Raw genomic sequence first — 22,443 nt, forward strand, 5'->3', positions numbered from 1 at the left:
TGCCCGCCCGCACCTCCCCCGAGAAGGCGCCGGCGTCGAGGCGGCTCAGGCCCGGGTGAGCGGTCGGCCTTACCGCGCTCCTTCCTCGGACGCGCTCACCACTCGGCGTACTTGGATTCCGCCGCCGGGTCGAGTGCCAGGCGGTAGCCGCGTTTGACCACCGTCTGGATCAGTTTGGGGGAGCCAAGGGCCGTGCGCAGACGGGCCATCGCCGTCTCCACCGCGTGCTCGTCGCGTCCGGAGCCCGGCAGGGCCCGCAGCAGTTCGGCCCGGGTGACCACCCAGCCGGGACGCCGGGACAGCGCGCGCAGCAGGGACATCCCGGCGGGGGGTACGGGCCGCAGCGTGCCGTCCACGATCACGGCGTGGCCGCGGATCTCCATCTGGTGGCCGGCGACGGGCAACGTCCGGGCCCGGGCGGGCAGTTCCCGGCACACCAACTGCGCGAGCGGGCCGAGCCGGAAGCGCTCGGGCTGGACCGTGTCCACGCCGTGGGCCTGGAGCGGCAGGCCGGTGACGGGTCCGACACAGGCGGGCAGCACATCGTGGTGAAGCGCGGCCAGCAGTCCGGGCAGCAGTCCCCGCTCCTCGGCGCGGGAGATCACGGACGCCGCGGCGGGCGCGCTGGTGAAGGTGAGCGCGTCCAGCCCGCGGGCGACGGCCGCGTCCAGCAGCCGGTCCAGGGGCGCGCTGTCCTCCGGCGGCATCCACCGGTACACGGGCACCCCGACGACCTCGGCGCCCCCGACGCGCAGCGCCTCCACGAAGCCGGGCAGCGGCTCGCCGTGCAGCTGGACGACGACCCGCCGGCCGTCGACACCCTCCGCCAGGAGCCGGTCGAGCACCTCGGCCATGGACTCGGAGGTGGGCGACCACTCCTCGGTCAGCCCGGCCGCCCTGATCGCGCCCTTCACCTTGGGCCCGCGCGCGAGCAGCCGCACCCCGCGCAGCCGGGTGACCAGGTCCTCGCCGAGTCCCCAGCCGTCGGCGGCCTCGATCCAGCCGCGAAAGCCGATCGCGGTGGTGGCGACCACGACGTCCGGCGGCTTGTCGATCAACTCCTTGGTCGTGGCGAGCAGTTCACCGTCGTCGGAGAGCGGCACGATGCGCAGGGCGGGCCCGTACAGCACGGCCGCGCCGCGCCGCTGGAGCAGGGCGCCCAGCTCGTCGGCCCGCCGCGCGGCCGTCACGCCCACGGTGAATCCCGCGAGCGGTCCGTGCTCTGGTCGCTGCTGTTCGTCGTACATCGCTCTCGTCCCGCACTCGAGTCGGCATACCGGTCGTACGCGCCGTACCTGTGTGCCGATCGAGCCTGTCAACGGCGCATGACAGGCTCGGTTCCGCTTGATGTCGCGGGCGTTACGTCACACTTCCGCATAGCCGAGCCGGCGCTCCGCCTCCGACGCGGCGGCCGTGGCCTCGGCCGCGCCCGCCGCGCGACGAAGGTATACGGCCCAGGTGACCACGAAGGCCACGGCGTAGAAGGCGAGGAAGGCGACGAAGGCGCCCGTGCCGGAGCCGTAGGAGAGGAAGGACTGCCGGAAGGCGAGGTTGATGCCGACGCCGCCGAGCGCGCCCACCGCGCCGATCAGCCCCATGGCGGCCCCGGACAGCCGCCGCCCGTACGCAGCGGCCTCCTCGCCCCTCAGCCCCTTCGCGACGGCCTTGGCCTGGAAGATCCCCGGGATCATCTTGTACGTCGATCCGTTGCCGAGCCCGCTGAGCACGAACAGCACCACGAACGCGGTCACGAACAGCGGCAGCGACTTCTGCGTGCCGGCGACGACCAGCACCGCGGTCGCGCCGGCCATGGCGACGAAGTTCCCCAGGGTGATCCGCGCCCCGCCGTAGCGGTCGGCCAGCCACCCGCCGACGGGACGGACGAGGGAGCCGAGGAGCGGGCCGATGAAGGTGAGGTACGCCGCCTGGAGCGGGGTCCGCCCGAACTGGTTCTGGAGCACCTGCCCGAAGGCGAAGCTGTAGCCGATGAAGGAGCCGAAGGTGCCGACGTAGAGGAAGGACATGATCCAGGTGTGGGCGTCCCTGGCGGCATCCCTCGCGGCACCGGTGTCGTTCCTGACGGACGCGAGGTTGTCCATGAAGAGGGCGGCGAGGACGGCGGCGACCACGATGAGCGGGATGTAGAGGGCGAGCAGCACACGCGGCCCGCCGTTCGCCCCGATGACGGCGAGGGCCGCGAGCTGGATGACGGGCACGCCGATGTTGCCGCCGCCGGCGTTGATCCCGAGGGCCCATCCCTTCCTCCGCAGCGGGAAGAAGGCGTTGATGTTGGTCATGGAGGAGGCGAAGTTGCCGCCGCCGACACCGGCGAGCAGTCCGACCCACAGGAAGGTGGAGAAGGATGTGCCGGGCTCCATGACCACGAAGGCGGCGATCGTCGGGACGAGCAGCAGGCAGGCGGAGATGATCGTCCAGTTCCGCCCGCCGAAGACGGCGACCGCGAAGGTGTAGGGCACACGGACGACCGCCCCGACGAGGGTGACCACCGAGGTGAGCAGGAACTTGTCGGCGGGGGTGAGCCCGTACACCGGACCCATGAACAGGACGAGCACGGACCACAGGGTCCAGACCGAGAACCCGATGTGCTCGGAGAGGACGGAGAAGGCGAGGTTGCGGCGGGCCACCCGCTGCCCGGTGGTCTGCCAGAAGGTCTCGTCCTCCGGATCCCAGTGCTCGATCCAGCGGCCTTTCCCGCTCGGTGCGGGGGCTGTGCTCGGGGCTGTCATGACGCCTCCACGGTTCTGCGGTGCCCGGGTGTCCGGAGTCCCGAAGGTAGGAAGAACGCGTTTCCGCGCTGTGCCCGCGGGTGACCGCGAGGGAACGTTGCTCTCACGGGGCGGTGAGGGGCGCGGTGAGGGGCGCGGTGGGCCTGCCGCGCGCCCTCAGCGCCGGCCGTCCCGGCCGGCCGCCGGCGAGCCCGGGGCGGTCTCCCGCGCGGCCCGCCCCGGACGGGTCTCCATGACCTCCGCGTCGACGGCGGGGATCCATGCCCCGGGGGGCCGCCGCAGCCACCCCTCGGCGGCACCGGTCTCGGCCGCCGCCCGTCGCAGCGCGTCGATCCCGGGGTGGACCGCGCCCTTGCGCCACACCAGCGACACGGGGGACAGCGGCACCGGGCCGACCAGCGGTCGCAGGACCGTGCGCGGCATGGGCGGGAAGTCCGTCACCGCCAGGATCGGGTGCCCCTTCTTCGCCATGATCCGCTGGAACTCCTCCGTTCCGACGGCCAGCGGCGCGGGCGGTGCGATGTCGATGTCCCGGTTCTCGAACAGGCGTCGGGCAAGATCGGTCCACTCCGGTGTACGGGGGTTCCCGGCGCCCGCGTACACGGTCTCGCCGGCCAGGGCGGACAGCGGCACCTCGGTCCAAGGCGCCAGGCGGTGGCCCTCGGGGAGGATGATCGCCATCCGCTCGTAGCGCACCGGCTGCTGTGCGAGCCGCGCCCGGACCGCCGGGTCCAGCCCGGCGAACCGCCCGAACGACGCGTCGAGCCGCCCGGCGAGGATCTCCGCGGCGGCCCCGGTCAGACCGCTCTCGTAGCGCGCCATCAGTTCGGCGTCCGGGAGGAGTTCACGCGCTCGGTCGAGAACACGGCAGCCGATCAGCCCCGGGCTGTTGACGTCCACCAGGAGCGGCCGGTCGGGCTCGCCGTCCCGCCCGAACGCGGCCAGCAGCGCGCCGTGCGCCTCCAGTACCCGGCGGGCGTACGGCAGCAGGCGCGCGCCGTCCGGTGTCAGGGAAACCTGACGGGTGGTGCGGACGAACAGCTCGGCGCCCAGCTCCCGTTCCAGCCGGCGGATGTCGCGGCTGAGTGCCTGCTGGGCGACGTACAGACGCATCGCGGCGCGGGTGAAGTGCAGTTCCTCGGCGACGGCGAGGAAGGCGCGCAGCAGACGGGGGTCGACGGTGGCGGCGGGCATCCGCAGAACCTACAACCCGGGTGCGTCAATGACCACGGAGTAAGTGTTGGACCGCAGGTCAGGGGCCGGGCGACGGTTATTGCATGCCGCAACCGTCGCCCGCCCCCGCCTCCCGGTCCCGCAACCCCTATGGCCGTCTGTTCACTGTGCCAGGCGCTCGCGCCTTCACGATCGGGAACCTTGTCGCCCGTCTTCCCATCGGCATGTTCAGCGTGAGCGCGGTCATCATGATCGCGGGTGCCCGGGGCTCGTACGCCCTCGCCGGTGCCGTCACCGCAACCGGCCTGGCGGCGACGGCCGTGGCCGGCCCCTGGGTCGCACGGCTGATCGACCGCCACGGCCAGGCGCGGATCGCGGTGCCCGCGACAGCAGTCGCCCTGCTCGGCGGTCTGGCCCTGTCGCTCTGCGTGCACTACGACGCCCCCGACTGGACCCTGTGCGCCGCCTACGCCACCACCGCCACGACCCCCAACATCGGCGGCCTGTCCCGCGCCCGCTGGGCCCATCTCCTCCGCGACGACCCGGACGCCCTGCACACAGCGAACTCCTTCGAACAGGCCGCGGACGAGCTGTGCTTCATGCTCGGCCCGGTACTCGCCGTCTTCCTCTGCACCCGGCTCTTCCCGGAGGCCGGGACTCTGATCGGCGGCGTCGTGCTGCTCATGGGCATGCTGATGTTCACGGCACAGCGCGCCACGGAACCGCCGCCGAGCCGGGGCGTCCGTGCGACGGCCCCGTTCCGCGCGCCCGGCATGCCCCCGCTGCTGCTCGGCCTGCTCGCCACGGGGGCGGTGTTCGGCTCGATGGAGGTGGTGACCATCGCGTTCGCGGACGCGCACGGCCACAAGGCCCTCGCGGGCCCGGTCCTCGCGCTCCAGGCCGCCGGATCGTGCGCGGCCGGTCTGCTCTACGGCGTGCTGAAGCCGGCCGGGCCGGTCGGGCGCCGCTATGTGTGGTGCCTGGCCGCCATGACGGCCCTGATGACGCTCCCCCTGCTCGCGGCGCGCACCACCGGCTCCCTCGCCTCGCTGGCCCCCGCCCTGCTCCTCGCGGGCATGGCCACCGCGCCCACGATGGTCACGGCGATGACCCTGGTCCAACGCCGCACACCGAAGGGCCGCCTGAACGAGGGCATGACTCTCGCGGTGACGGCCCTGCTGGGCGGCGTGGCCTGCGGCTCCGCCACGGGGGGCTGGGCGGCGGAGCACCTGTCACCGACGAACGGCTTCACCGTGCCCGCCGTCGCGGCTTTCCTCGCCCTGCTGATCGCCGTCGGCCACAGCCGTACTGCACGCATGTCCACCGGCGCACGCGCTCCCCAGTGACACACTCGCAGCGGGGAGGGAGGGCAGATGGGCGGGTTGAGTCGGGAGATCAAGCGCCGAGGCCGGCGTACGCGAGGAACGCGGTCCAGGCGTCCGCGGGGACGGCGAAGCGGGGGCTTCGAGCGCCGAGCTTCGAGTCGCGGACGTGGACGGTGCGGTTGGTGCCGTGGCTGGACTCGTGTGCGGCGTGGGCGACTTCGAGGCAGGCGCTCCCCTCGGAGTCGCTATAGCTGGACTTGAACCATGACAGTTCGTCGCTCACAGCTCCCCCGCCACCTTCCTGATGAACCGGGCCGACTCCTCAACGCTAAGCGCCTGCATCCGGATCATGCCATAGCGCTGCGTCAACGTACTCAGCTTGTCGCCGTCGGAGTACAGGGCCCCAGTCGACTGCCCGTCCACGAAGGCGTACCGCTCGTGATCGGCGGTCTCCACAAGCACCATTGGGCCACTGAGCGCCGCCGTGGGAGCAGTTACGAAGGGAAGCACCTGGATCGACAGGTGTCGCTGCCTCCCCATCTCCAACAGGTGATCGCACTGCCTGTGCATCACGTCCTGGCTGCCGACCACCGAGCGCAGCGACGCCTCATGGACCACGAAGCTGAAGTGCGTCGGAGGCTTGTTCGTCAGCTTCTCCTGCCGCTTCAGTCGCGCGGCCACCCGCTCCTCCACCGTCTCCTCGTCGAGGGGAGGACAGTTGCTGCTGATCAGCGCTCGTGCGTATTCCGGAGTCTGCAACAGGCCGGGGATCAGCAACGGCTCGTACCACTGCACGGTGATCGCCTCGGCCTCCACCAGCACGTACTGCTGCGTACGCTGCGGAAACGGCTCCGGCTTCAAGAACTCGTGCGCCGCCGTCAACTTGCCCCGCGCCCCGCACATCTGATCCGCGACCTGTAACAGCCTCAGCGTCGGGCGTCGCCTCCCGCACTCCATCGACTTGACGTACTCGTAGTCGTAGCCGGCCTCGTCGGCCAGTGCCTGGCGGCTGACCCCCGCCTCCTCCCGCCACAGCTTGACCTGCCCACCGCAGTACCGCCAGTTCTGCTGCGCCTGCTGGGACTCCCCCGAAGCCACGCGCACCCACCGCCTCCCGCTGCCCCGCCGGGTACAGCCACGCCGCGTACCCGTTCCGCCACTCCCGAGGCTAGGCGGCAGCCACCAGCCTGATCACGGCAAACGACGGAGAATCACACGCAAGGAACCCAGCACGCATGCCGACGCCTCCCGCAGGCCCCGCTTCCCGCCCCTCGCCCTCCGCGCTCCCCAAGGACATCGAGTGGCGCCTCCCCCGCCACGCCCGCAGCGTGGGCCGGGCCCGCACTCTCCTCCGCGAACAGGCCACGTCCTGGAAGGTCCCCGACGAGGTGACGACAACGGCGGTCCTCCTGCTCAGCGAGCTGATGACGAACGCCTACCGCCACGCCAGGGTCTCCCCGGGCCGTGAGATGTGGGTCCGTTGCGTTCTGGAGGCCGGCCGCCTCCGCGTCTCCGTGACGGACGCGAACGACACGCTGCCGACGCCCCGGCAGGCCTCGCCGGACGACGAGTCGGGCCGGGGCCTGGCCCTCGTGGCGGCACTGGGGGACACGTGGGGCGCCGAACCTCGCCCCTGCGGCGTCGGCAAGACGGTCTGGTTCGAGTTGAGGGCTGCTGCGCCGTAGCGACAAGTAAGTAGTCCCCCTACCGGCGGACCGGCTTATCCGAGCCCCCAGGCCCGGCCGAGCCGGTACGCGGCGCACAGGTTCACGTCGAGGAGATAGGCGCCGGCCGTCCCGCACTGCTCGGTGCCGCTGCCCGGGTCCACGGGCTGACCGTGTCCCATGCCGGTGATGGAGTACGTCTCCACGACGGGGTTCCCGCCCGCGTCCTTGAAGACCTGGTGGGGATACCCGGCGACGGTGTCGCTGACGTCGGCGGTCTGGTCCGCCCCGTGCACATCGGTCCACTGCTTCATCAGGTCGGTCATGTTGACGGGCTTGACGGTGTAGTCGGCCGTGCCCTGGAAGACGGTGAGCGTGGGCCAGGGCCCGCCGTACCCGGGCCGGGCCGCCCGCACCCGGTCGCCCCACTGCTTCGGGGTCTGGGTGGCGCCGACGTACATACAGACGTACGGCGATCCGGCGGCCTGCGCGCAGCCGTAGGGTAGCCCGGCCGCTATCCCGCCGGCCGCGAACTTCTCGGGATAGGCGGCCATCATCACGGCGGTCATCCCGCCCCCGGCCGACAGCCCGGTGACGTAAACCCGCGCCGGGTCACCCGACACGTCGGCGAGCTGGCGGTCGACCATCTGGGCGATGCTGGCGGCCTCGCCCTGGCCGCGCTCGATGTCACCGCTCTGGAACCAGTCGAAGCAGTCGGAGAGGTTGTTGGCACTCTGCTGCTGCGGCAGCACGACGGAGAAGCCCCAGCGATCGGCGAGCTGGGTCCATCCGCTGCCGGTGCCGTACCCGGCGGCGTCCTGGGTGCACCCGTGCAACGCGACGACCACGGGGCGCCCGGCGGGGAGCCCGGCCGGGACATAGCGGAACATGCGCAGGGCCCCGGGGTTGGTGCCGAAACCGGTCACCTCCTGGAGAGAGGCGGCAGCGGCTCGGCCCGGCGCGAGGAAGGCGGCGAGGAGGGCTACGAGAAGTGTCGCGAGGACGGCGATACGGCTTCGGGCTGCGGCTCTGGTGTGTGTCATGCGGAGGGACGGTAGGCCCGCTCGCCGACCGCCGATATGGAGCTTCGCACCATAATGGGCACGCCGATGGTGGCGTGCAGCACAGGGCCGCCGTGCTCCGGTCACCCTCACCGGCCTGGCCCGTCGGCCGCCTGCGCGCCCAATCGGCCGCCTCCGCGCACGACAAAGGCCCCGCCGCTCGAAAGCGACAGGGCCTTGCCCACATGGGGTAAGTGGAGATGGCGGGAATCGAACCCGCGTCCAACGGTGCGGAATCAGGGCTTCTCCGTGTGCAGTCCGCTTCGCTTTTCTCGGCCCCGGAGATCACGCGGACAAGTCTCCGACGGGCTCAGTCACTGTTTGGTTTCCCTCTTCACCCCGTGACCGGGATCAAGGTTTAGTTCCCTAGCTGATGCCAGGATCCGGGTCGGGAACAGCCCCGGGCTGACACTTCGCAAGTCGCTACTTAGGCAGCGAGGGCGAAGGAATCGCGCTTGGTGTTGGCGATTATTGTTTTCGGCCTGTGGTTTACGAGATCATGGCCGCTTCCTCGACACGCTTCCCCTGCTTCGACAGCCGCTGTCGAAACCGATCATCCCCATGTTGATTTTTCAATGCTCACACCGGCAAGCGGTGCAGGCAGCATCGTACGTGACCAACGCACCTCGATGCCAGCGTATTCCCGGCGGTCATCCCGTCGTGGTACCCGGTTCAACGGTGCCGGGCGCCGGATCATTCCCGCCGGGGCGGCTCAGGCCCGCTCCCGGCGCCGTGCCGCCGCCACCGCCCGGTCGGCCTCGCGGCGGTCCTGCTTCTCGCGGAGCGTCTGCCGCTTGTCGTACTCCTTCTTGCCCTTCGCCAGCGCGATCTCGACCTTGGCCCGGCCGTCCTTGAAGTACAGGGCAAGGGGCACGATCGTGTGACCCGTCTCCTGGGACTTGGACTCCAGTTTGTCGATCTCGACGCGGTGCAGCAGCAGCTTCCGCTTGCGGCGCGCGCTGTGGTTGGTCCAGGTGCCCTGGCTGTACTCCGGTACGTGCACGTTGTGCAGCCACGCCTCGTGTGCGTCCAGTTGCACAAAGCCGTCGACCAGCGAGGCCCGCCCCTGGCGCAGCGACTTGACCTCGGTCCCGGTCAGCACGAGACCGGCCTCGTACGTGTCGAGGATGTGGTAGTCGTGCCGCGCCTTCTTGTTCTGCGCGATCAGCTTGCGCCCTTTTTCCTTTGCCATAGTGCCGTCCATTTTCGCACTACAGGGGGGTTCCGGGGGAACCCGATTACGGAGAGTACAGCGGGGTCGGGCTCCGGAAGTGCGATGCGTCGGTCACCGGGCGTGTGACGCGTCGCTACGAAGCGTCGCCCAGGCCGCTGAGCACCGTCTCGGCCCGCTCGAGCACCTCGTCCCCGGCCTCCAGGTCGGGGGTGATGCCCCGGCCGTCGACGCCGTGGCCGGAGGGGGTGCGGTAGTGCCCGACGGTCAGCTCCGCCACCGAGCCGTCGGGCAGGCGGCTCGGCATCTGGATCGAGCCCTTGCCGAAGGTGCGGGTGCCCACGACGACCGCCCGGCCGCGGTCCTGGAGGGCACCGGTGAGCAGCTCGGCCGCGCTCATCGTGCCACCGTCGACGAGCGCGACCAGGGGTCTGGAGGTGTCTCCGCCCGGGTCGGCGTGCAGGGCGCGCTGGGCGCCGTCGACGTCGTACGTCGCCACGAGCCCGCCGTCGAGGAAGGCGGAGGCGGCGGTGACGGCCTCGGTGACCAGGCCGCCGGAGTTGCCGCGCAGGTCGAGGACGATCCCGCCGCGCCCGGGGGCGTGGTCGACGGCGTCCCGTACGAGGTCGCCGGAGCCCTTGGTGAAGGCCGCGATCCTGATCAGGGTGACGCCGCCGGCCAGCCGGCGCACGGTCACCGAGTCCGTGGACAGCCGGGCCCGGCGCAGTTCCTCGCTCCAAAGGTGCGTGCCGCGCTCCAGGCCGAGCCTGACCCGGGTGCCGGCGGCCGCGCCGTCGGAGTCGCCGCGGAGTAAGGAGACGACCTCGGTGACGGGCCTGCCGTCGACGTCCTTCCCGTCGACGCTGCGCAGCCGGTCGCCGCCGCGGATCCCGGCGGCGGCCGCGGGCGAGCCGGGCTGCACCTGGGTCACCTCGATCCGGCCGTCGCGCTCGCGCCGGGCCGACAGTCCGACGCCGGTGTACCGGCCGTCGAGGGCCTCCTGGAACTCCTGGTACTCGCCCTGGGAGTAGACGGCGCTCCAGCGGTCGCCGCTGCGGCTGACGGCGCGCTCGGCCGCCTCCATGGGCGATTTGCCGTCGGCCATGGCCCGCTCGGCCGCCTCGGTGACGGCCTCACTGTGCCCCGCGGGGGTCGCGGCCCCGGCGTCGGGGGTCCTCCGGACGGTCTCGCCGAACCAGCCCGTCGCGGCGCCGGCCACGAGCACGCTCGCGAAGACCAACGTCAGAGCCGCCCCGTGGCGCGCGCGGCGGGGCTGACAGAACAGGTCACGGGCGGACATGCGGGTGAGTCTAGGACAACGCACAGGGCCGCACGGACGGTTGCCCGTACGGCCCTGTTGGCGTGCGTCACACCTTCAGGTACTTGCGCAACGCGAAGAACGCCGCCAGCGCCGGCATCAGAAGGCTCGTCGCGAGTATCAGGGGGAGCTTCGTCAGGACGGCGTCCCAGCCGATGAAGTTGATGAGGTTCAGCTTGTGGGACAGGTCCAGGCCGTGGTCGATGATGAAGTAGCGCGCGATGAAGAGGAACCCGCACGCCAGCGTGCCGCCGATGAGTCCGGCGACCGCGGCCTCCATGATGAACGGGGCCTGGATGTAGAAACCGGAGGCGCCGACCAGGCGCATGATGCCGGTCTCACGACGACGGCTGAACGCGGAGACGCGCACCGTGTTGACGATCAGCATCAGCGCGACGATCAGCATCATCGCCATCACCGCGCGGGCGGCCCAGTTCATGCCGTTCAGCAGGCCGAAGAGGTTGTCGAGGATGCCCTTCTGGTCCTGCACCGACTGCACGCCGTCGCGGCCGTTGAAGGCGCTCGCGATGACCTGGTACTGCTCCGGGTTCTTCAGCTTGATGCGGTACGACTCCTGCATCTGATCCGGGGTCAGCGAGCTGGCCAGCGGGGAGTCGCCGAACTGCTCCTTGTAGTGCTTGTAGGCCTCGTCCTGGGACTCGTAGGTCACCTTCTGGACGACGGACGTCATCTTGCCGAGATCGCCGAGGATCTGCTTCTTCTGCTCCTCGGTGACCGCGCCCTTGGCGCAGTTGGGGTCGGACTCCGCGTCACTCTTGTTGCACAGGAAGATCGAGACGTTGACCTTGTCGTACCAGTAGCCCTTCATCTGGTTGACCTGGTCGCTCATCAGGAGCGAGCCGCCGAAGAGGGCCAGGGAGAGGGCCACCGAGACGATCACCGCGAAGGTCATCGTCAGATTGCGGCGGAGACCGACACCGATCTCCGACAGAACGAACTGGGCGCGCATGGCGTCTGCTCAAGCCTTTCCGTGGAACTCAGTGCTGGTAGCCGTAGACGCCGCGCGCCTGGTCGCGGACGAGGCGGCCCTTCTCCAGCTCGATGACGCGCTTGCGCATCTGGTCCACGATGTTCTGGTCGTGGGTCGCCATCACCACGGTCGTGCCCGTCCGGTTGATCCGGTCGAGCAGCTTCATGATGCCGACGGAGGTCTGCGGGTCGAGGTTGCCGGTGGGCTCGTCGGCGATCAGCAGCTTGGGCCGGTTGACGAAGGCCCGCGCGATGGCGACGCGCTGCTGCTCACCACCGGACAGCTCGCCGGGCATCCGGTCCTCCTTGCCGCCGAGCCCGACGAGGTCGAGCACCTGGGGCACGGACTTGCGGATCTCGCCGCGTGACTTGCCGATGACCTCCTGCGCGAAGGCCACGTTCTCGGCGACCGTCTTGTTCGGCAGAAGGCGGAAGTCCTGGAACACCGTCCCCAGCTGGCGGCGCATCTGCGGCACCTTCCAGTTGGAGAGGCGAGCGAGGTCCTTGCCCAGGACGTGCACCTGTCCGGTGCTGCACCGCTCCTCGCGGAGGATCAGCCGCAGGAAGGTGGACTTTCCGGAGCCGGAGGACCCCACGAGGAAGACGAACTCGCCCTTCTCCACCTCCAGGGAGACATCCCGGAGGGCAGGGCGGTTCTGCTTGGGGTAGACCTTGGAGACGTTGTCGAATCGGATCACGGATGCACCACGGGCCGTTGGGGTAGGTGAGCGTGACCATACGCGAACCGGGTACGCAAGCGCAGGCGCCGGGAGGGGTTGTACGGGAGTTGCGCGTTTTGTCCCCGTCGCTGAGTGCCCGGCCGTCCCTGCCGCCGGGTGCTTGGCCGGCCGAGCCCGCGCAGCGACTCGCGGAACCTGGCACAGTGGAGTGGGGAACGGTTGCGTTCCCGGAGACGTTGTGTACGTGGAAGCGGCACAAGGAGGGCGAGGCGCATGACGTACGACCGATTGGTGTGCGCGAACTGCGCGGCGCCCGTGAGTGAGGGCCGCTGCCCCGTCTGCCGTGCGAGCCGTGAGCGGCTCCAGCAGGAAAGCCCCTGGTCAGGACTGAATCCGGCGGCACTGATCGCGCTCCTGGCCGTGCTGATCGCGGCCGTGGCGCTGCTGGCGCACCAGACGGCGTAAGGCGCACGGCGGCCCGGGGGGCCGCACGGCGGACCGGAAGGCGTGAGGCGAAGGCGTGAGGCGCGCGGGGTGCGCCGGACAGGCGTCACGGCGGTCCGGGAGGCGACGGACGTACGGAGAAGGGCCCGGGACGGATGACGTCCCGGGCCCTTCTCACGTGTTTCTCGCCGTTCTCACCGTGCTCACGCTGCCGGAGGGAGGCGGGCGGGCACCTCAGGAGCCGGGAGCCCGCGAATCGGGCATCCGCGGATCGGATGCCCGACGACCGGGTCCCCGGTCCCGTCATGGCGCGTCACGGCGCGTCACGGCGTGCGTCAGGCGGCGGCCTGGCCGCGGCCCTCCATCAGGCGCGGCAGCACACGGAAGCCGATGCCTCCGGCGATCATCGTGGCGGCGCCGATCAGCAGGAACGCGGTCTGCCCCGCACCCGTCTCCGCCAGCTGCTTGCCGCCGCCCTGGGCGGAGGTGTCGGACTTCGCGGTGTCCGCGCCGGTGTCGGTCAGGCCCGAGGAACCCTTGCCCTGCTGGACCGGGTTGTTGCCGCCGTCCGGGTTGGTGTCGTTGCCGCCGCCGTTGCCGCCGCCGTGGCCGTGGCCGCCCGTGCCGCCGGTCGGGTCGTCCGTCGGCTCGGTCGGGTTGTCGGTGGGCTGGGTCGGGTCGTCCGTCGGCGTCCCCGGGTCGGTCGGGGTGCCGGGGTCGGTCGGCGTCCCCGGGTCCGTCGGCGTCCCGGGGTCGGTCGGGGTGCCGGGGTCGGTCGGCGTCCCCGGGTCCGTCGGGATCCCGGTGTCGGTGGGCGTCGGGTCGTCGACGGAGACGCCGACGTTCACGCCGAAGCCGCCGGATGCCGAGGCGGCACCCGCAGCGGTCAGCGACGCACCCGCGGCGATCACGGCGCCTGCGGCTATCCGCGCCAGGCGGATCCGCGTCTTCTTGGTCATCTCGCTGCTACCCCCAGTAGCTGATCGTCAATGGAGCAGCGCACGGGGGCCACGGCGTCGGGGACGACTGTGCTCAAGCCCCCCGGTTCACATGCGCCCCATAGTTACGCGTGCCACGCTTCACCCTTCCGATTTTTCAAAGCAACGTCAAGGTCGTTGCGCACGCGATGTCCAGTAAGGCGCCTTTTGCGAGAGAGGTCGAGCTGTAAGTGTGACGCAAAACCCAGACATCGAGCGACAGAAAAGGCAACTGCCCCGCGATCTGGGGCAGTTGCCTTGTCGACAAAACACTGTTTCCGGCGGCGATGTCACCGCGCGGTGCCGGTGTTACTTCTCCTGCTGCTTGCGCCAGCGAATACCGGCCTCGATGAACCCGTCGATCTCACCGTTGAACACGGCCTCGGGGTTGCCCATCTCGTAGTTGGTCCGCAGGTCCTTGACCATCTGGTACGGGTGCAGGACGTACGAACGCATCTGGTTTCCCCAGGAGTTGCCGCCGTCGCCCTTGAGGGCGTCCATCTTGGCCTGCTCCTCCTGCCGACGTCGCTCGAGGAGCTTGGCCTGAAGGACGTTCATCGCGGAGGCGCGGTTCTGGATCTGGGAGCGCTCGTTCTGGCAGGTGACCACGATGCCGGTGGGCAGGTGCGTGATGCGCACCGCGGAGTCGGTCGTGTTGACGCCCTGGCCGCCGGGACCGGAGGAGCGGAACACGTCGACCCGGAGGTCGGACTCGTCGATCTCGACGTGGTCGGACTGCTCGACGACGGGAAGGACCTCGACCCCGGCGAAGGAGGTCTGCCGACGCCCCTGGTTGTCGAAGGGCGAGATCCGGACCAGCCGGTGGGTGCCCTGCTCGACGGAGAGGGTGCCGTAGGCGTACGGCGCCTGGACGGCGAGGGTCGTGGACTTGATCCCCGCCTCTTCCGCGTACGACGTCTCGTAGATCTCCGTCTTGTACCCGTGCCGCTCCGCCCAGCGCAGGTACATCCGCTGGAGCCGCTCGGCGAAGTCCGCCGCGTCGACGCCGCCGGCCTCGGCACGGATGTTGACGAGCGCCTCCCGGGCGTCGTACTCGCCGCTCAGGAGCGTCCGGACCTCCATCTCGTCCAGCGCCTTCCTGACCTCCGCGAGCTCGGCCTCGGCCTCGGCCCGGGCGTCCGCGTCGGCCTCGGCCTCGGCGAGCTCGAAGAGCACCCCGAGGTCGTCGATGCGGCCGCGCAGGGCCTCGGCCTTCCGCACCTCGGCCTGGAGGTGGGAGAGCTTGCTGGTGATCTTCTGCGCCTCGTCCGGGTTGTCCCAGAGGGACGGCTCGGCCGCCTGCTCCTCGAGCACGGCGATGTCTGCCCTCATCCTGGCGAGGTCCAGAACGGCCTCGATCGACTCCATGGTCGAGGAGAGGGACTTGAGCTCTTCGGATACATCGACGACTGCCACGCATCCAGCGTAACGGCTCCGCCGACAAGCCAGTGCCGAGTGACCACCGGTTCACGGGGACAGCCCGCGGTGAGGCCCCGACCCCGGGCGGCCTGCTCCCGGGAGGCCCCGCCGTGCCACAGGGCGGGACGCGAAGTCACCCGGGAGTGGCCCATCGTGACCGGGCCTTGCTCAGGGGGATGCCGGGGCCGAGTTCTTGGTGTCCGAGGGGCCCGCGCCGTCGTCTCCGGAGGTGGCCAGCCAGGTGCCGACTCCGACCGCCGCCAGCAGTGCCGCCGTCGCCACGCCCAGCACGATCCGGCGCCGGCGGGCCTGGGCGCGGTGGCGGGCCGAGCCGGGGCGGGGGGCTCCCGCCGCCCGGGGCGCACGGGCCGTGCCGCGGGCGCCGCCCGCCAGCTCGTCCGGGCCCGGCACCCGCATCGATGTGTGGGTGTCACGGTTGGAGTCGGGCTTCGCCCCCGGCACCAGCGGCACCGCCCCGCGCCGCACCCGCGCCGCCGCGGGCTCCCCGGGCCCGGCCGCCTCGGCCGGCTCCTCCGCCGGCTCGGTGTCCGGCTCGTCGACGTCCAGGGGCGGCATCCCCGCCAGCATCGGCAACTGCTCCCGCAGCCGCGACGCCAGCTCCGAAGCCCGCAGCCGGGACGCGGGGGCCTTGGCCAGACACTGGACGATCAGCTGCCACAGCTCCTCGGGAATGCCCGGGAGCGGGACCACGGTCTCGGTGACATGGCGGCGGAGCACCGCCCCCGGGTGGCCGCCGCCGAACGGTGTGAAGCCCGCCAGCAGCTCGTACAGGACCGTGGCGAGCGCGTAGATGTCGACCGCCGCGCGCGGCGGCAGCCCCTCGACGATCTCCGGTGCCAGATAGTCCGGGGTTCCGATGATCTTGGTCGCCTTGGTCCGGCGGGGCGAGTCGATCAGCTTGGCCACGCCGAAATCGGTCAGCAGCGCCGGGTGCGCGCCGCCGGGGCCGAGCGGCCCCTGCATGTCCAGCAGCACGTTCTCCGGCTTGACGTCCCGGTGCACGATGCCCGCCGCGTGCGCCGCCGCCAGCCCGTCCGCCACGTCCGCCGCGATCGCCACCGCCGCCTCGGGCGCGAGGCGGCGCTCCCGCTCCAGCCGGGTGCGCAGGTCGGTGCCCCGGACCAGGTCCATGACCAGCGCCAGATCGGTGCCGTCGACCACCAGGTCCCGTACCGACACCACGTTCGGGTGGTCCAGCCCCAGCAGCGCGGTGCGCTCCTGGACGAAGCGGCCCACGAGCTCCTGGTCGGCCGCGAGGTCCTCCCGCAGAAGCTTGATGGCGACGGGACCGTCCGGCCCCTCGCCCAGCCACACCGTGCCGGCGCTCCCCCGTCCCAGGATCTGGTTCGCGGTGTACCGGCTGCCGATCTTCCGTGCCAAGACTGCTCCTACTGGGGACGCCTGTTGCCGACGCTGCGCCGTTGCGGGGCCGCGGCACGGCACAGGCGGCTGACGCCGCGCCTGCCCGGCCCCGATCGACAAAACTACGCGTCCGGAGGGGCAACCTTCACCGCCGAGGCGGAAATCACCCCTCAGATGTCGACAAATACCCAGTCCCACGGCACGTGGGCCCACAGGCCGCTCTTCGGCGCTCGGGTCACCTACTCGCGGTTCGGATCGCCTACTCCCGGTTCGGGTCGCCTACTCCCGGTTCGGGTCGCCTACTCCCGGTTCGGATCGCCTACTCCCGGTTCGGATCGCCTACTCCCGGTTCGGATCGCCTACTTGCGGTTCAGGTCGCCTACTTGCGGTTCAGGTCGCCTACTTGGAGTTCAGGTCGCCGATCCACCCGGTCACCTTGTCGAACCAGCCGCTCAGGAGCTGCCAGTACGACTTCGTCGTGCCGATCCAGTGCTGCAACGGGCTGAACTCCCACACCAGCCATCCGGCGACGAACAGGATGACGATGATGAACAGGCATCCCTTCAGGCAGCCGAGCCCCGGGATCCTCATCGGGTTGGCGCTGCGCTGACGCGGCGGGCGCGGCTCGCGCGCCGGACGCGGCTCCGGCCGCTGGGGCTGCTGCTGCGGCGCCGGTGCGTAGCGCTGCGGCTGCTGCTGGGGCGCGGGGGCGTACTGCTGCCGCTGGGGTGCGTACTGCTGGGGCTGCTGATAGCCGTATCCCGGCGGGGCCGACTGCTGCCGCTGGGGCTGCTGGGGGCGCGCCACCTGGCGCTGCGGACGGCGGCGCAGCGGGTCCTCACCCGGGTCGAGGTAGGCCTGGACCTGCGTCTGCTCGTTGCGGTCGCGGGCCGCGCGCAGCTGGCTCTGCCAGGGGTGCGGCTCCTGGGGCCCCTCCCCGCCGGGCCCGTGCTGCGGCACCGGCGGCATCACGGCCGTCGGATCGGCGGCTCCGCCGCGCGGCAGGACGGCCGTGGGGTCCGCGGCGCCTGGGGTGTGCGGCAGGAAAGTGGTCGCCGCGTTCGGGTCGTACGCGCCGGCCGTGCCCTGCGGCAGCACCTGCGTGGGGTCGGCGGAGCCGGGCACGGGCGCCGGGGACGGGTCCGGCGCGAGCAGCGCGGCCACGCCCTCCGCGGCGGCGATCTGGGCGGCGTTGGCGTGCACGCCGACGCCCTCGGCGACCACCCGCAGCGCCCGCGCCAGGTTCTCGGCGCTCGGCCGTTCATCCGGGTTCTTGCGCAGACAGCGCTCTATCACCGTCCACAGCGGGTCGGGCACCGTGGAGGGGCGGCGCGGTTCGGCGCTCAGATGCTGGTGGAGGACCTCCAGGGCGGTCCCGCCGGCGAACGGCGGACGGCCCGTGACCAGCTCGTACAGCAGGATGCCGGCGCCGTAGATGTCGACAGCGGAGGTCTGCGGGCGGCCCTCGGCCGACTCGGGGGCGACGTACGCGGGCGTGCCCACGAATTCGTGGGTGCGCGTGAGGCCGGGCGAGTCGGCCAGGCGGGCGATGCCGAAGTCGGTCAGCATCGGGTGCATCTGGCCGTCGTGCTGCTTCAGCAGCACGTTCGCGGGCTTCAGGTCGCGGTGGACGACGCCGTCGGCGTGGCTCACGGCCAGCGCGTCGGCGATCTGCGCGGTCAGCAGGGCCGCGGCGACCGGCGTGAAGGGGCCGTTCTCGCGGAGGTAGCGGTGCAGGTCGGGGCCGTCGACGAGGTCCATGACCAGCGCCAGCAGATCGCCCTCGACGACCAGGTCGCGCACCCGGACGATGTTCGGGTGGGTCAGCCGGAGCAGGACGGAGCGCTCCCGCAGAAACCGCATCACGATGTCCGGGTCGCTCGCGAGCTCCTCCTTGAGGACCTTGATCGCGACGGTCTCACCGGGCCGGCCGGGCACGGCCGCCTCGGCGCCCCCGGTCTGCCTCCCCCAAGCTCCTGCGACGAGCTCCGGAGCAGGGGGTACCCCCATGCGGGCTCGCCAGACGGTGCCCGTGGCGCCGCGTCCGAGCGGCTCCTCGAGCAGGTACTTGCTGCCTACCGGCCGCACGTCATGCGCTCCCTGCTGATTGCTTGCCTGGTCCGGTCGCCGGCTCCGGTCACCGCTCCCGGCGTGCCGAGCGTGTTCCGATCCACTGTAGTGCCGCGGTCGGCGGCACTCCCTGTCGTCCAGTCCGTCTTACGTTCCGCTTCTCGTGCATGTTCGAAGAAAAGACGCTCCCCTTGGTCCGTTGGTTGCCGCAGCCGGACGTGACCGATCTCAAGCGGACACCGGCCGCACACTGGTCAGGCACTTTTGCGGGCAGAGCCGACCAATCAAGATCACTTGGTGTTGGGCGGCGGGCATGTTGTCGGTGGCAGGTGCGAGGATGCATTCCGTACTGGCCGCTGTGCTCGTGTGCGGTGGGGGGAGTTCGCGGTGGGGGACCGCGGCGCGGCTCCTCCCCGTCCGCGGGCGCCCGCGCAGAAGGGACCGCTGACGGCGATGCAGATCCGGCTGACCGTCGTAGACCCGCTGGGCCCGCCCCCGGAGTCCCGGGGGCGCGCCGCGAGCTGCGACGTGCTGGTCACCGCACCCGCCGGTACGGCACTGGCCGCGGTGGCGTCGGGCCTGGCCTCGGCGGTCGGCGCGGCCGGGGGCGCCTCCGCGCCCGAGCGCGGCCGGGAGCCCGGGGCGGGCTCACTGGTGCTCTACGCGGGCCCCGAGCGGCTGGACCCACAGCGCTGCACACTGGGCGAGCCGCCGCTGCTGGACGGGGCGGTGCTGACCCTGGGCGCGCCCGCCGAGCCGGGCCCCGAGCCCGACGAGGACGCGGCCCAGCTCCATGTGGTGGCGGGCCCGGACGCGGGCGGCGTCCATCTGCTGCACGGCGGCGTGGTCCGCATCGGCCGCTCCGCCGACGCGGACGTCCCACTGGACGACCCCGACGTCTCCCGGCTGCACTGCGCGGTCACGGTCGCCGCCGACGGCCGTGTCTCGGTCGCCGACCTGGGGTCCACGAACGGCACAGTGCTCGACGGCAGGCAGCTGACCGACCGTCCGGTGCGGCTGGCCCCCGGGGCGCTGCTGCGCCTCGGTGAATCGGCCCTGCGGCTGGCCCCACCCGGCGCGGCGCGGCGCATGCGGACGGCGCCGGACGGCGAAGGCCAGGTGCGGGTCCTCGGCGAGGAGGCCCCGGACCCGGCGGAATCCCCGCGCCCGGCGACCGTGCCGCACGCGCGCGACGGGAGCGCCGCGGACGCGGACTCCGGCGCCATGGGTATCGCAGGCCGGGACGGCTCCACGGGGATTCCCGGCCGGGACGGCACCACAGGAATCCAGGGCCGGGACGGACGCGGCGTCGCCTCCGCAGACACCCATCACGGCTTCGGCGTCACCGAGTGGGGCGCCTCCGGCGGGGCCGCCCCAGGGGCACAGGAACACGCCCCGGTGGAGCCGCCCTCCCCCCGGCTCCAGGCCTCGCCTCTCCCGCTCCCGGAAGGCGTCCCGACGGCGCCCACCGTGGCCGGGCGGGGCGGAGCCCCGGGGATCGGGCAGCAGGGCATGGACATGCCGCCGGGAGCGCGCAGGCGCGGGCTCACCGCGTGGGCGCGGCGTCTGGCCGGGAGCCGTGGCGAACAGGCCGGCACCGCGCGAGAGGGCTTCGACGAGGCCGAGACCACATCGGCGCCCCCGTCCTTCGCCGCCCCGGCCCCCGAGAAGTGGCCGGACCTCGCGACGCTGCTGCTGAGCGCGCTCGGCCCCGGGCCCCGTCTGTGGGAGCGCGGACCCGGCCACCCGGAGACGCTCACCGTGCGGCTGGGCACGGCCGACCGGGCGGCGCCGGACGGCGGGGGGCTGCTGCCCGCGGTGCCGGTGACCGCCGGGCTGCGCGAGGTGGGCGCGCTCGGCCTGGCCGGGCCCCGGGCGCGGCTCGCGGGGCTGGCGCGCGCGGTGGTGGCGCAGCTCGCCGGGCTGCACTCCCCCGACACGCTGGAGCTGGTCCTGATCAGCGCCGACCGTTCCCGCCCGCTGGAGGAACGCACCGCCGACTGGGCCTGGCTCGGCTGGCTGCCGCATCTGCGCCCGGCCCACGGTCAGGACTGCCGGCTGCTGCTGGCGTACGACCGCGAGCAGGCCCAGGCCCGCACCGACGAACTGCTGCGCCGCCTCGACGACCACCTGACCGACCACGACGGCATGAGGGGCCCCGTCACAACCGGCGCCCCCGTCGCGACGGGCGCGTACCGCACTCCCCCAGGCGACCGCCCCGGACATCCCGAGGACCCGGCCGCCGGGGTGCGCGGTGCCCTCCGTCGCCCCTCCTGGGCCCGGGACGAGAGCGAGCAGGGCGACGCCTTCCCCGGGCCGTACACGGTGGTGGTCGTCGACGGCGACCCGGGCGGCGCCGATGTGCGCGAGGCCGTGGCCCGGCTGGCGCAGGACGGGGCGCGGGCCGGCATCCATGTCCTGTGCCTGGCCGAGGCGCCGTCCGCCTCACCCGCCTCCCCGGTGACGGAGACCTACGAGGCGGCGTGCGCGGCCTCGCCCGCGTTCCGGGAGTGCGGGGCCGTCGCGCTGCTGTGCGGCGACGTGGCGACGGCACTGCGGCTGCTGCGGGTCGCTCCGGGAGGGGGCGCGGACTCCTCGCGGGCGCCCCGTGTCCCCGTCGGGCACGGAACGGTCGGCTCCGTGGACGCGGTGTCCCCGGCGTGGGCGGAGCGGTTCGCGCGGGCGCTCGCCCCGCTGCGCACGGACGGCGGCGGGGACCGGTACCCGCGTGTGTCGGCGCCCTTGCCCCAGGCGGCGCGGCTGCTGGACGAGTTGGGCCTGGCGCGGGCCACCCCTGCGTCCCTGATGGCGCGCTGGGCCGACGCGGCGGACGACACGAGGTCACCGGGCGGGCGCGCCTGGGCGGTGCTCGGCGCGGGGCCGCGCGGTCCGGTGACGGTGGATCTCACCGCCGACGGACCGCACATGCTGGTGACGGGGCCGCCCGGCAGCGGGCGTACGGAACTGCTGCGCTCGATCGCCGCGTCGCTCGCGGCGGCCGAGCGTCCGGACCGGCTGGGGATCGTGCTCGTCGAGGGTGGCGGCTGCGGGCCGAACGGCGCCACCGACGGCGAGAGCCTGCGGGTCGGCACGGACCTGCCGCATGTCACCACCCACCTGACGGCCAACGACCCGGTCCGCATGCGCGAGTTCGCGCAGTCGCTGAGCGCCGAGCTGAAGCGGCGGGCCGAGCTGCTGGGGCGGCTCGACTTCGCCGAGTGGCACACCCAGCGGCAGGTGTCGCAGCGAATCGGCCCGCAGCGCACGGGGAGTTCGGCCTCGGGCGACCTCGACTCCCCGCCGAGCACGACCCTGCGCCTGCGGCCGGCGGCGACACGGCAGCGGCCGGAGCCCGGGCCGCCGCTGGTCCGTCTCGCCGTGCTGGTGGACGACCTTGACGCGCTGCTGTGCCCCGCGCTGGGCGCACCGGGCCGCCCGGCGGCCGGTTCGGTCGTACGGGCCCTGGAGGCGGTGGCCCGGGACGGGGAGCGGCTCGGGGTGCATCTCGTCGCGGCCGCGGGCCCCGGCGGGCGGACGGCGGAGTGGGAGCCGATGCGCTTGACCTCGCCGCGGGTGGCCCTGGACGCGGTGACGCCCGGACCCGATGAACCGGCGCCGGGGCGTGGCCGGTTGACGGGTGCGGACGGCAAAGTGACGCCCTTCCAGGGGGGCCGGATCACCGGGCGCATCCCCCGCACGGCGACCCTGCGCCCCACGGTCGTCCCCCTGGAGTGGCACCGCATGGGCGACCCGCCCGCCCGCCGCCCGGTCCGCGAACTCGGCAACGGGCCCACGGACTTGGCACTGCTCGCCAGCGCGCTGGAGCGGGCGGCCCGCTCGGTGTCGGCCACGGAGGTGCCCTCCCTGCTGTAATCCGGCCCGGAGGGTCGGAGGCCCCACGGCCGGAGCACCGCAGGCCCCACGGCCCGGAGCACCGCAGGCCCACACCCCGGAGCACCGCAGGCCCACGGCCGGAGCACCGCAGGCCCCACGGCCCGGAGCACCGCAGGCCCACACCCCG

At 72.4% G+C, this 22,443-nt stretch carries 18 protein-coding genes and 1 other RNA gene; 4 read left to right on the forward strand and 15 right to left on the reverse strand.

Going from position 1 to position 22,443, the window contains the following annotated elements:
- Positions 1-95: 95 nt before the first annotated feature.
- The 3 genes from ACIP94_RS06065 to ACIP94_RS06075 all read right to left on the reverse strand — a co-directional run bounded on the left by ACIP94_RS06065 (position 96) and on the right by ACIP94_RS06075 (position 3,941).
- Positions 96-1,247, reverse strand: a complete 1,152-nt coding sequence (locus tag ACIP94_RS06065; protein ID WP_402420124.1) for a uroporphyrinogen-III synthase — start codon at positions 1,245-1,247, stop codon at positions 96-98.
- Positions 1,248-1,364: 117 nt separating this feature from the next.
- The gene (locus ACIP94_RS06070; protein WP_402420126.1) at positions 1,365-2,747 is read right to left on the reverse strand and encodes a nitrate/nitrite transporter; all 1,383 of its coding nucleotides are present in this window, start codon (positions 2,745-2,747) and stop codon (positions 1,365-1,367) included.
- Positions 2,748-2,903: 156 nt separating this feature from the next.
- On the reverse strand, positions 2,904-3,941 hold the full coding sequence (locus tag ACIP94_RS06075) for a LysR family transcriptional regulator (RefSeq protein ID WP_402420128.1): 1,038 nt from the start codon (positions 3,939-3,941) through the stop codon (positions 2,904-2,906).
- A gap of 83 nt (positions 3,942-4,024) precedes the next feature.
- Between ACIP94_RS06075 and ACIP94_RS06080 the strand changes: the two genes are divergently transcribed.
- Complete coding sequence (locus tag ACIP94_RS06080; protein WP_402420131.1) at positions 4,025-5,266, forward strand: MFS transporter; 1,242 nt, start codon at positions 4,025-4,027, stop codon at positions 5,264-5,266.
- Between the two features lie 49 nt (positions 5,267-5,315).
- On the opposite strand, the gene ACIP94_RS06085 is transcribed toward ACIP94_RS06080, so the two are convergent.
- A complete protein-coding gene (locus ACIP94_RS06085) occupies positions 5,316-5,528 on the reverse strand; it encodes a DUF397 domain-containing protein (protein WP_402420133.1) in 213 nt (70 codons plus the stop codon).
- Positions 5,525-6,349, reverse strand: a complete 825-nt coding sequence (locus ACIP94_RS06090; RefSeq protein WP_402420136.1) for a helix-turn-helix domain-containing protein — start codon at positions 6,347-6,349, stop codon at positions 5,525-5,527. The genes ACIP94_RS06085 and ACIP94_RS06090 overlap by 4 nt, the downstream gene beginning before the upstream one ends.
- A gap of 131 nt (positions 6,350-6,480) precedes the next feature.
- Between ACIP94_RS06090 and ACIP94_RS06095 the strand changes: the two genes are divergently transcribed.
- Positions 6,481-6,930 (forward strand): ATP-binding protein, encoded by a 450-nt coding sequence (locus ACIP94_RS06095; protein ID WP_402420139.1) that lies wholly within the window; start codon positions 6,481-6,483, stop codon positions 6,928-6,930.
- A gap of 35 nt (positions 6,931-6,965) precedes the next feature.
- Here ACIP94_RS06095 and ACIP94_RS06100 read toward each other — a convergent pair whose 3' ends face one another.
- The 6 genes from ACIP94_RS06100 to ftsE all read right to left on the reverse strand — a co-directional run bounded on the left by ACIP94_RS06100 (position 6,966) and on the right by ftsE (position 12,147).
- Positions 6,966-7,952 carry a PHB depolymerase family esterase gene (locus tag ACIP94_RS06100; RefSeq protein WP_402420141.1) on the reverse strand — a complete coding sequence of 329 codons (987 nt, stop codon included), beginning with the start codon at positions 7,950-7,952 and terminating at the stop codon, positions 6,966-6,968.
- 210 nt (positions 7,953-8,162) lie between these two features.
- Positions 8,163-8,531, reverse strand: a transfer-messenger RNA (tmRNA) gene (gene ssrA, locus ACIP94_RS06105).
- Between the two features lie 151 nt (positions 8,532-8,682).
- Positions 8,683-9,162, reverse strand: a complete 480-nt coding sequence (smpB, locus tag ACIP94_RS06110; RefSeq protein WP_402420144.1) for an SsrA-binding protein SmpB — start codon at positions 9,160-9,162, stop codon at positions 8,683-8,685.
- 115 nt (positions 9,163-9,277) lie between these two features.
- On the reverse strand, positions 9,278-10,441 hold the full coding sequence (locus ACIP94_RS06115) for a S41 family peptidase (RefSeq protein WP_402420147.1): 1,164 nt from the start codon (positions 10,439-10,441) through the stop codon (positions 9,278-9,280).
- Between the two features lie 67 nt (positions 10,442-10,508).
- Positions 10,509-11,429: a permease-like cell division protein FtsX gene (ftsX, locus tag ACIP94_RS06120; protein WP_402420149.1), complete on the reverse strand. Its 921-nt coding sequence runs from the start codon at positions 11,427-11,429 to the stop codon at positions 10,509-10,511.
- A 28-nt stretch (positions 11,430-11,457) separates the two neighbouring features.
- The gene (gene ftsE / locus ACIP94_RS06125; RefSeq protein WP_359396975.1) at positions 11,458-12,147 is read right to left on the reverse strand and encodes a cell division ATP-binding protein FtsE; all 690 of its coding nucleotides are present in this window, start codon (positions 12,145-12,147) and stop codon (positions 11,458-11,460) included.
- A 255-nt stretch (positions 12,148-12,402) separates the two neighbouring features.
- Here ftsE and ACIP94_RS06130 point away from each other — a divergent pair, with 255 nt between their 5' ends.
- Positions 12,403-12,594, forward strand: coding sequence for a hypothetical protein (locus ACIP94_RS06130; protein ID WP_402420152.1), 192 nt, complete (start codon positions 12,403-12,405; stop codon positions 12,592-12,594).
- Positions 12,595-12,908: 314 nt separating this feature from the next.
- Here the strand turns inward: ACIP94_RS06130 and ACIP94_RS06135 are convergent, their stop codons facing one another.
- The 4 genes from ACIP94_RS06135 to ACIP94_RS06150 form a co-directional block, all read right to left on the reverse strand.
- Entirely contained in the window at positions 12,909-13,532 is a 624-nt protein-coding gene (locus tag ACIP94_RS06135; RefSeq protein ID WP_402420154.1) for a hypothetical protein, read from the reverse strand.
- Between the two features lie 327 nt (positions 13,533-13,859).
- Positions 13,860-14,966 carry a peptide chain release factor 2 gene (gene prfB / locus ACIP94_RS06140; RefSeq protein ID WP_402420157.1) on the reverse strand — a complete coding sequence of 369 codons (1,107 nt, stop codon included), beginning with the start codon at positions 14,964-14,966 and terminating at the stop codon, positions 13,860-13,862.
- Between the two features lie 171 nt (positions 14,967-15,137).
- Positions 15,138-16,370 carry a serine/threonine-protein kinase gene (locus tag ACIP94_RS06145; RefSeq protein WP_402420159.1) on the reverse strand — a complete coding sequence of 411 codons (1,233 nt, stop codon included), beginning with the start codon at positions 16,368-16,370 and terminating at the stop codon, positions 15,138-15,140.
- 381 nt (positions 16,371-16,751) lie between these two features.
- Positions 16,752-18,440, reverse strand: a complete 1,689-nt coding sequence (locus ACIP94_RS06150) for a serine/threonine-protein kinase (protein WP_402420162.1) — start codon at positions 18,438-18,440, stop codon at positions 16,752-16,754.
- Positions 18,441-18,875: 435 nt separating this feature from the next.
- On the opposite strand from ACIP94_RS06150, the gene ACIP94_RS06155 reads away from it, so the two are divergent.
- Positions 18,876-22,295, forward strand: a complete 3,420-nt coding sequence (locus ACIP94_RS06155) for an FHA domain-containing protein (protein WP_402420409.1) — start codon at positions 18,876-18,878, stop codon at positions 22,293-22,295.
- Positions 22,296-22,443: the final 148 nt, after the last annotated feature.

Source organism: Streptomyces sp. NPDC093261, from assembly GCF_044753645.1.
Classification (GTDB): Bacteria; Actinomycetota; Actinomycetes; order Streptomycetales; family Streptomycetaceae; genus Streptomyces.

Bases quoted from the DNA above. Each gene is read 5' to 3' on its own strand.
- ACIP94_RS06065 (WP_402420124.1), bottom strand. From the start codon at position 1,247: ATGTACGACGAACAGCAGCGACCAGAGCACGGACCGCTCGCGGGATTC.
- ACIP94_RS06070 (WP_402420126.1), bottom strand. From the start codon at position 2,747: ATGACAGCCCCGAGCACAGCCCCCGCACCGAGCGGGAAAGGCCGCTGG.
- ACIP94_RS06075 (WP_402420128.1), bottom strand. From the start codon at position 3,941: ATGCCCGCCGCCACCGTCGACCCCCGTCTGCTGCGCGCCTTCCTCGCC.
- ACIP94_RS06080 (WP_402420131.1), top strand. From the start codon at position 4,025: ATGCCGCAACCGTCGCCCGCCCCCGCCTCCCGGTCCCGCAACCCCTAT.
- ACIP94_RS06095 (WP_402420139.1), top strand. From the start codon at position 6,481: ATGCCGACGCCTCCCGCAGGCCCCGCTTCCCGCCCCTCGCCCTCCGCG.
- ACIP94_RS06100 (WP_402420141.1), bottom strand. From the start codon at position 7,952: ATGACACACACCAGAGCCGCAGCCCGAAGCCGTATCGCCGTCCTCGCG.
- smpB (WP_402420144.1), bottom strand. From the start codon at position 9,162: ATGGCAAAGGAAAAAGGGCGCAAGCTGATCGCGCAGAACAAGAAGGCG.
- ACIP94_RS06115 (WP_402420147.1), bottom strand. From the start codon at position 10,441: ATGTCCGCCCGTGACCTGTTCTGTCAGCCCCGCCGCGCGCGCCACGGG.
- ftsX (WP_402420149.1), bottom strand. From the start codon at position 11,429: ATGCGCGCCCAGTTCGTTCTGTCGGAGATCGGTGTCGGTCTCCGCCGC.
- ACIP94_RS06130 (WP_402420152.1), top strand. From the start codon at position 12,403: ATGACGTACGACCGATTGGTGTGCGCGAACTGCGCGGCGCCCGTGAGT.
- ACIP94_RS06135 (WP_402420154.1), bottom strand. From the start codon at position 13,532: ATGACCAAGAAGACGCGGATCCGCCTGGCGCGGATAGCCGCAGGCGCC.
- ACIP94_RS06155 (WP_402420409.1), top strand. From the start codon at position 18,876: ATGCAGATCCGGCTGACCGTCGTAGACCCGCTGGGCCCGCCCCCGGAG.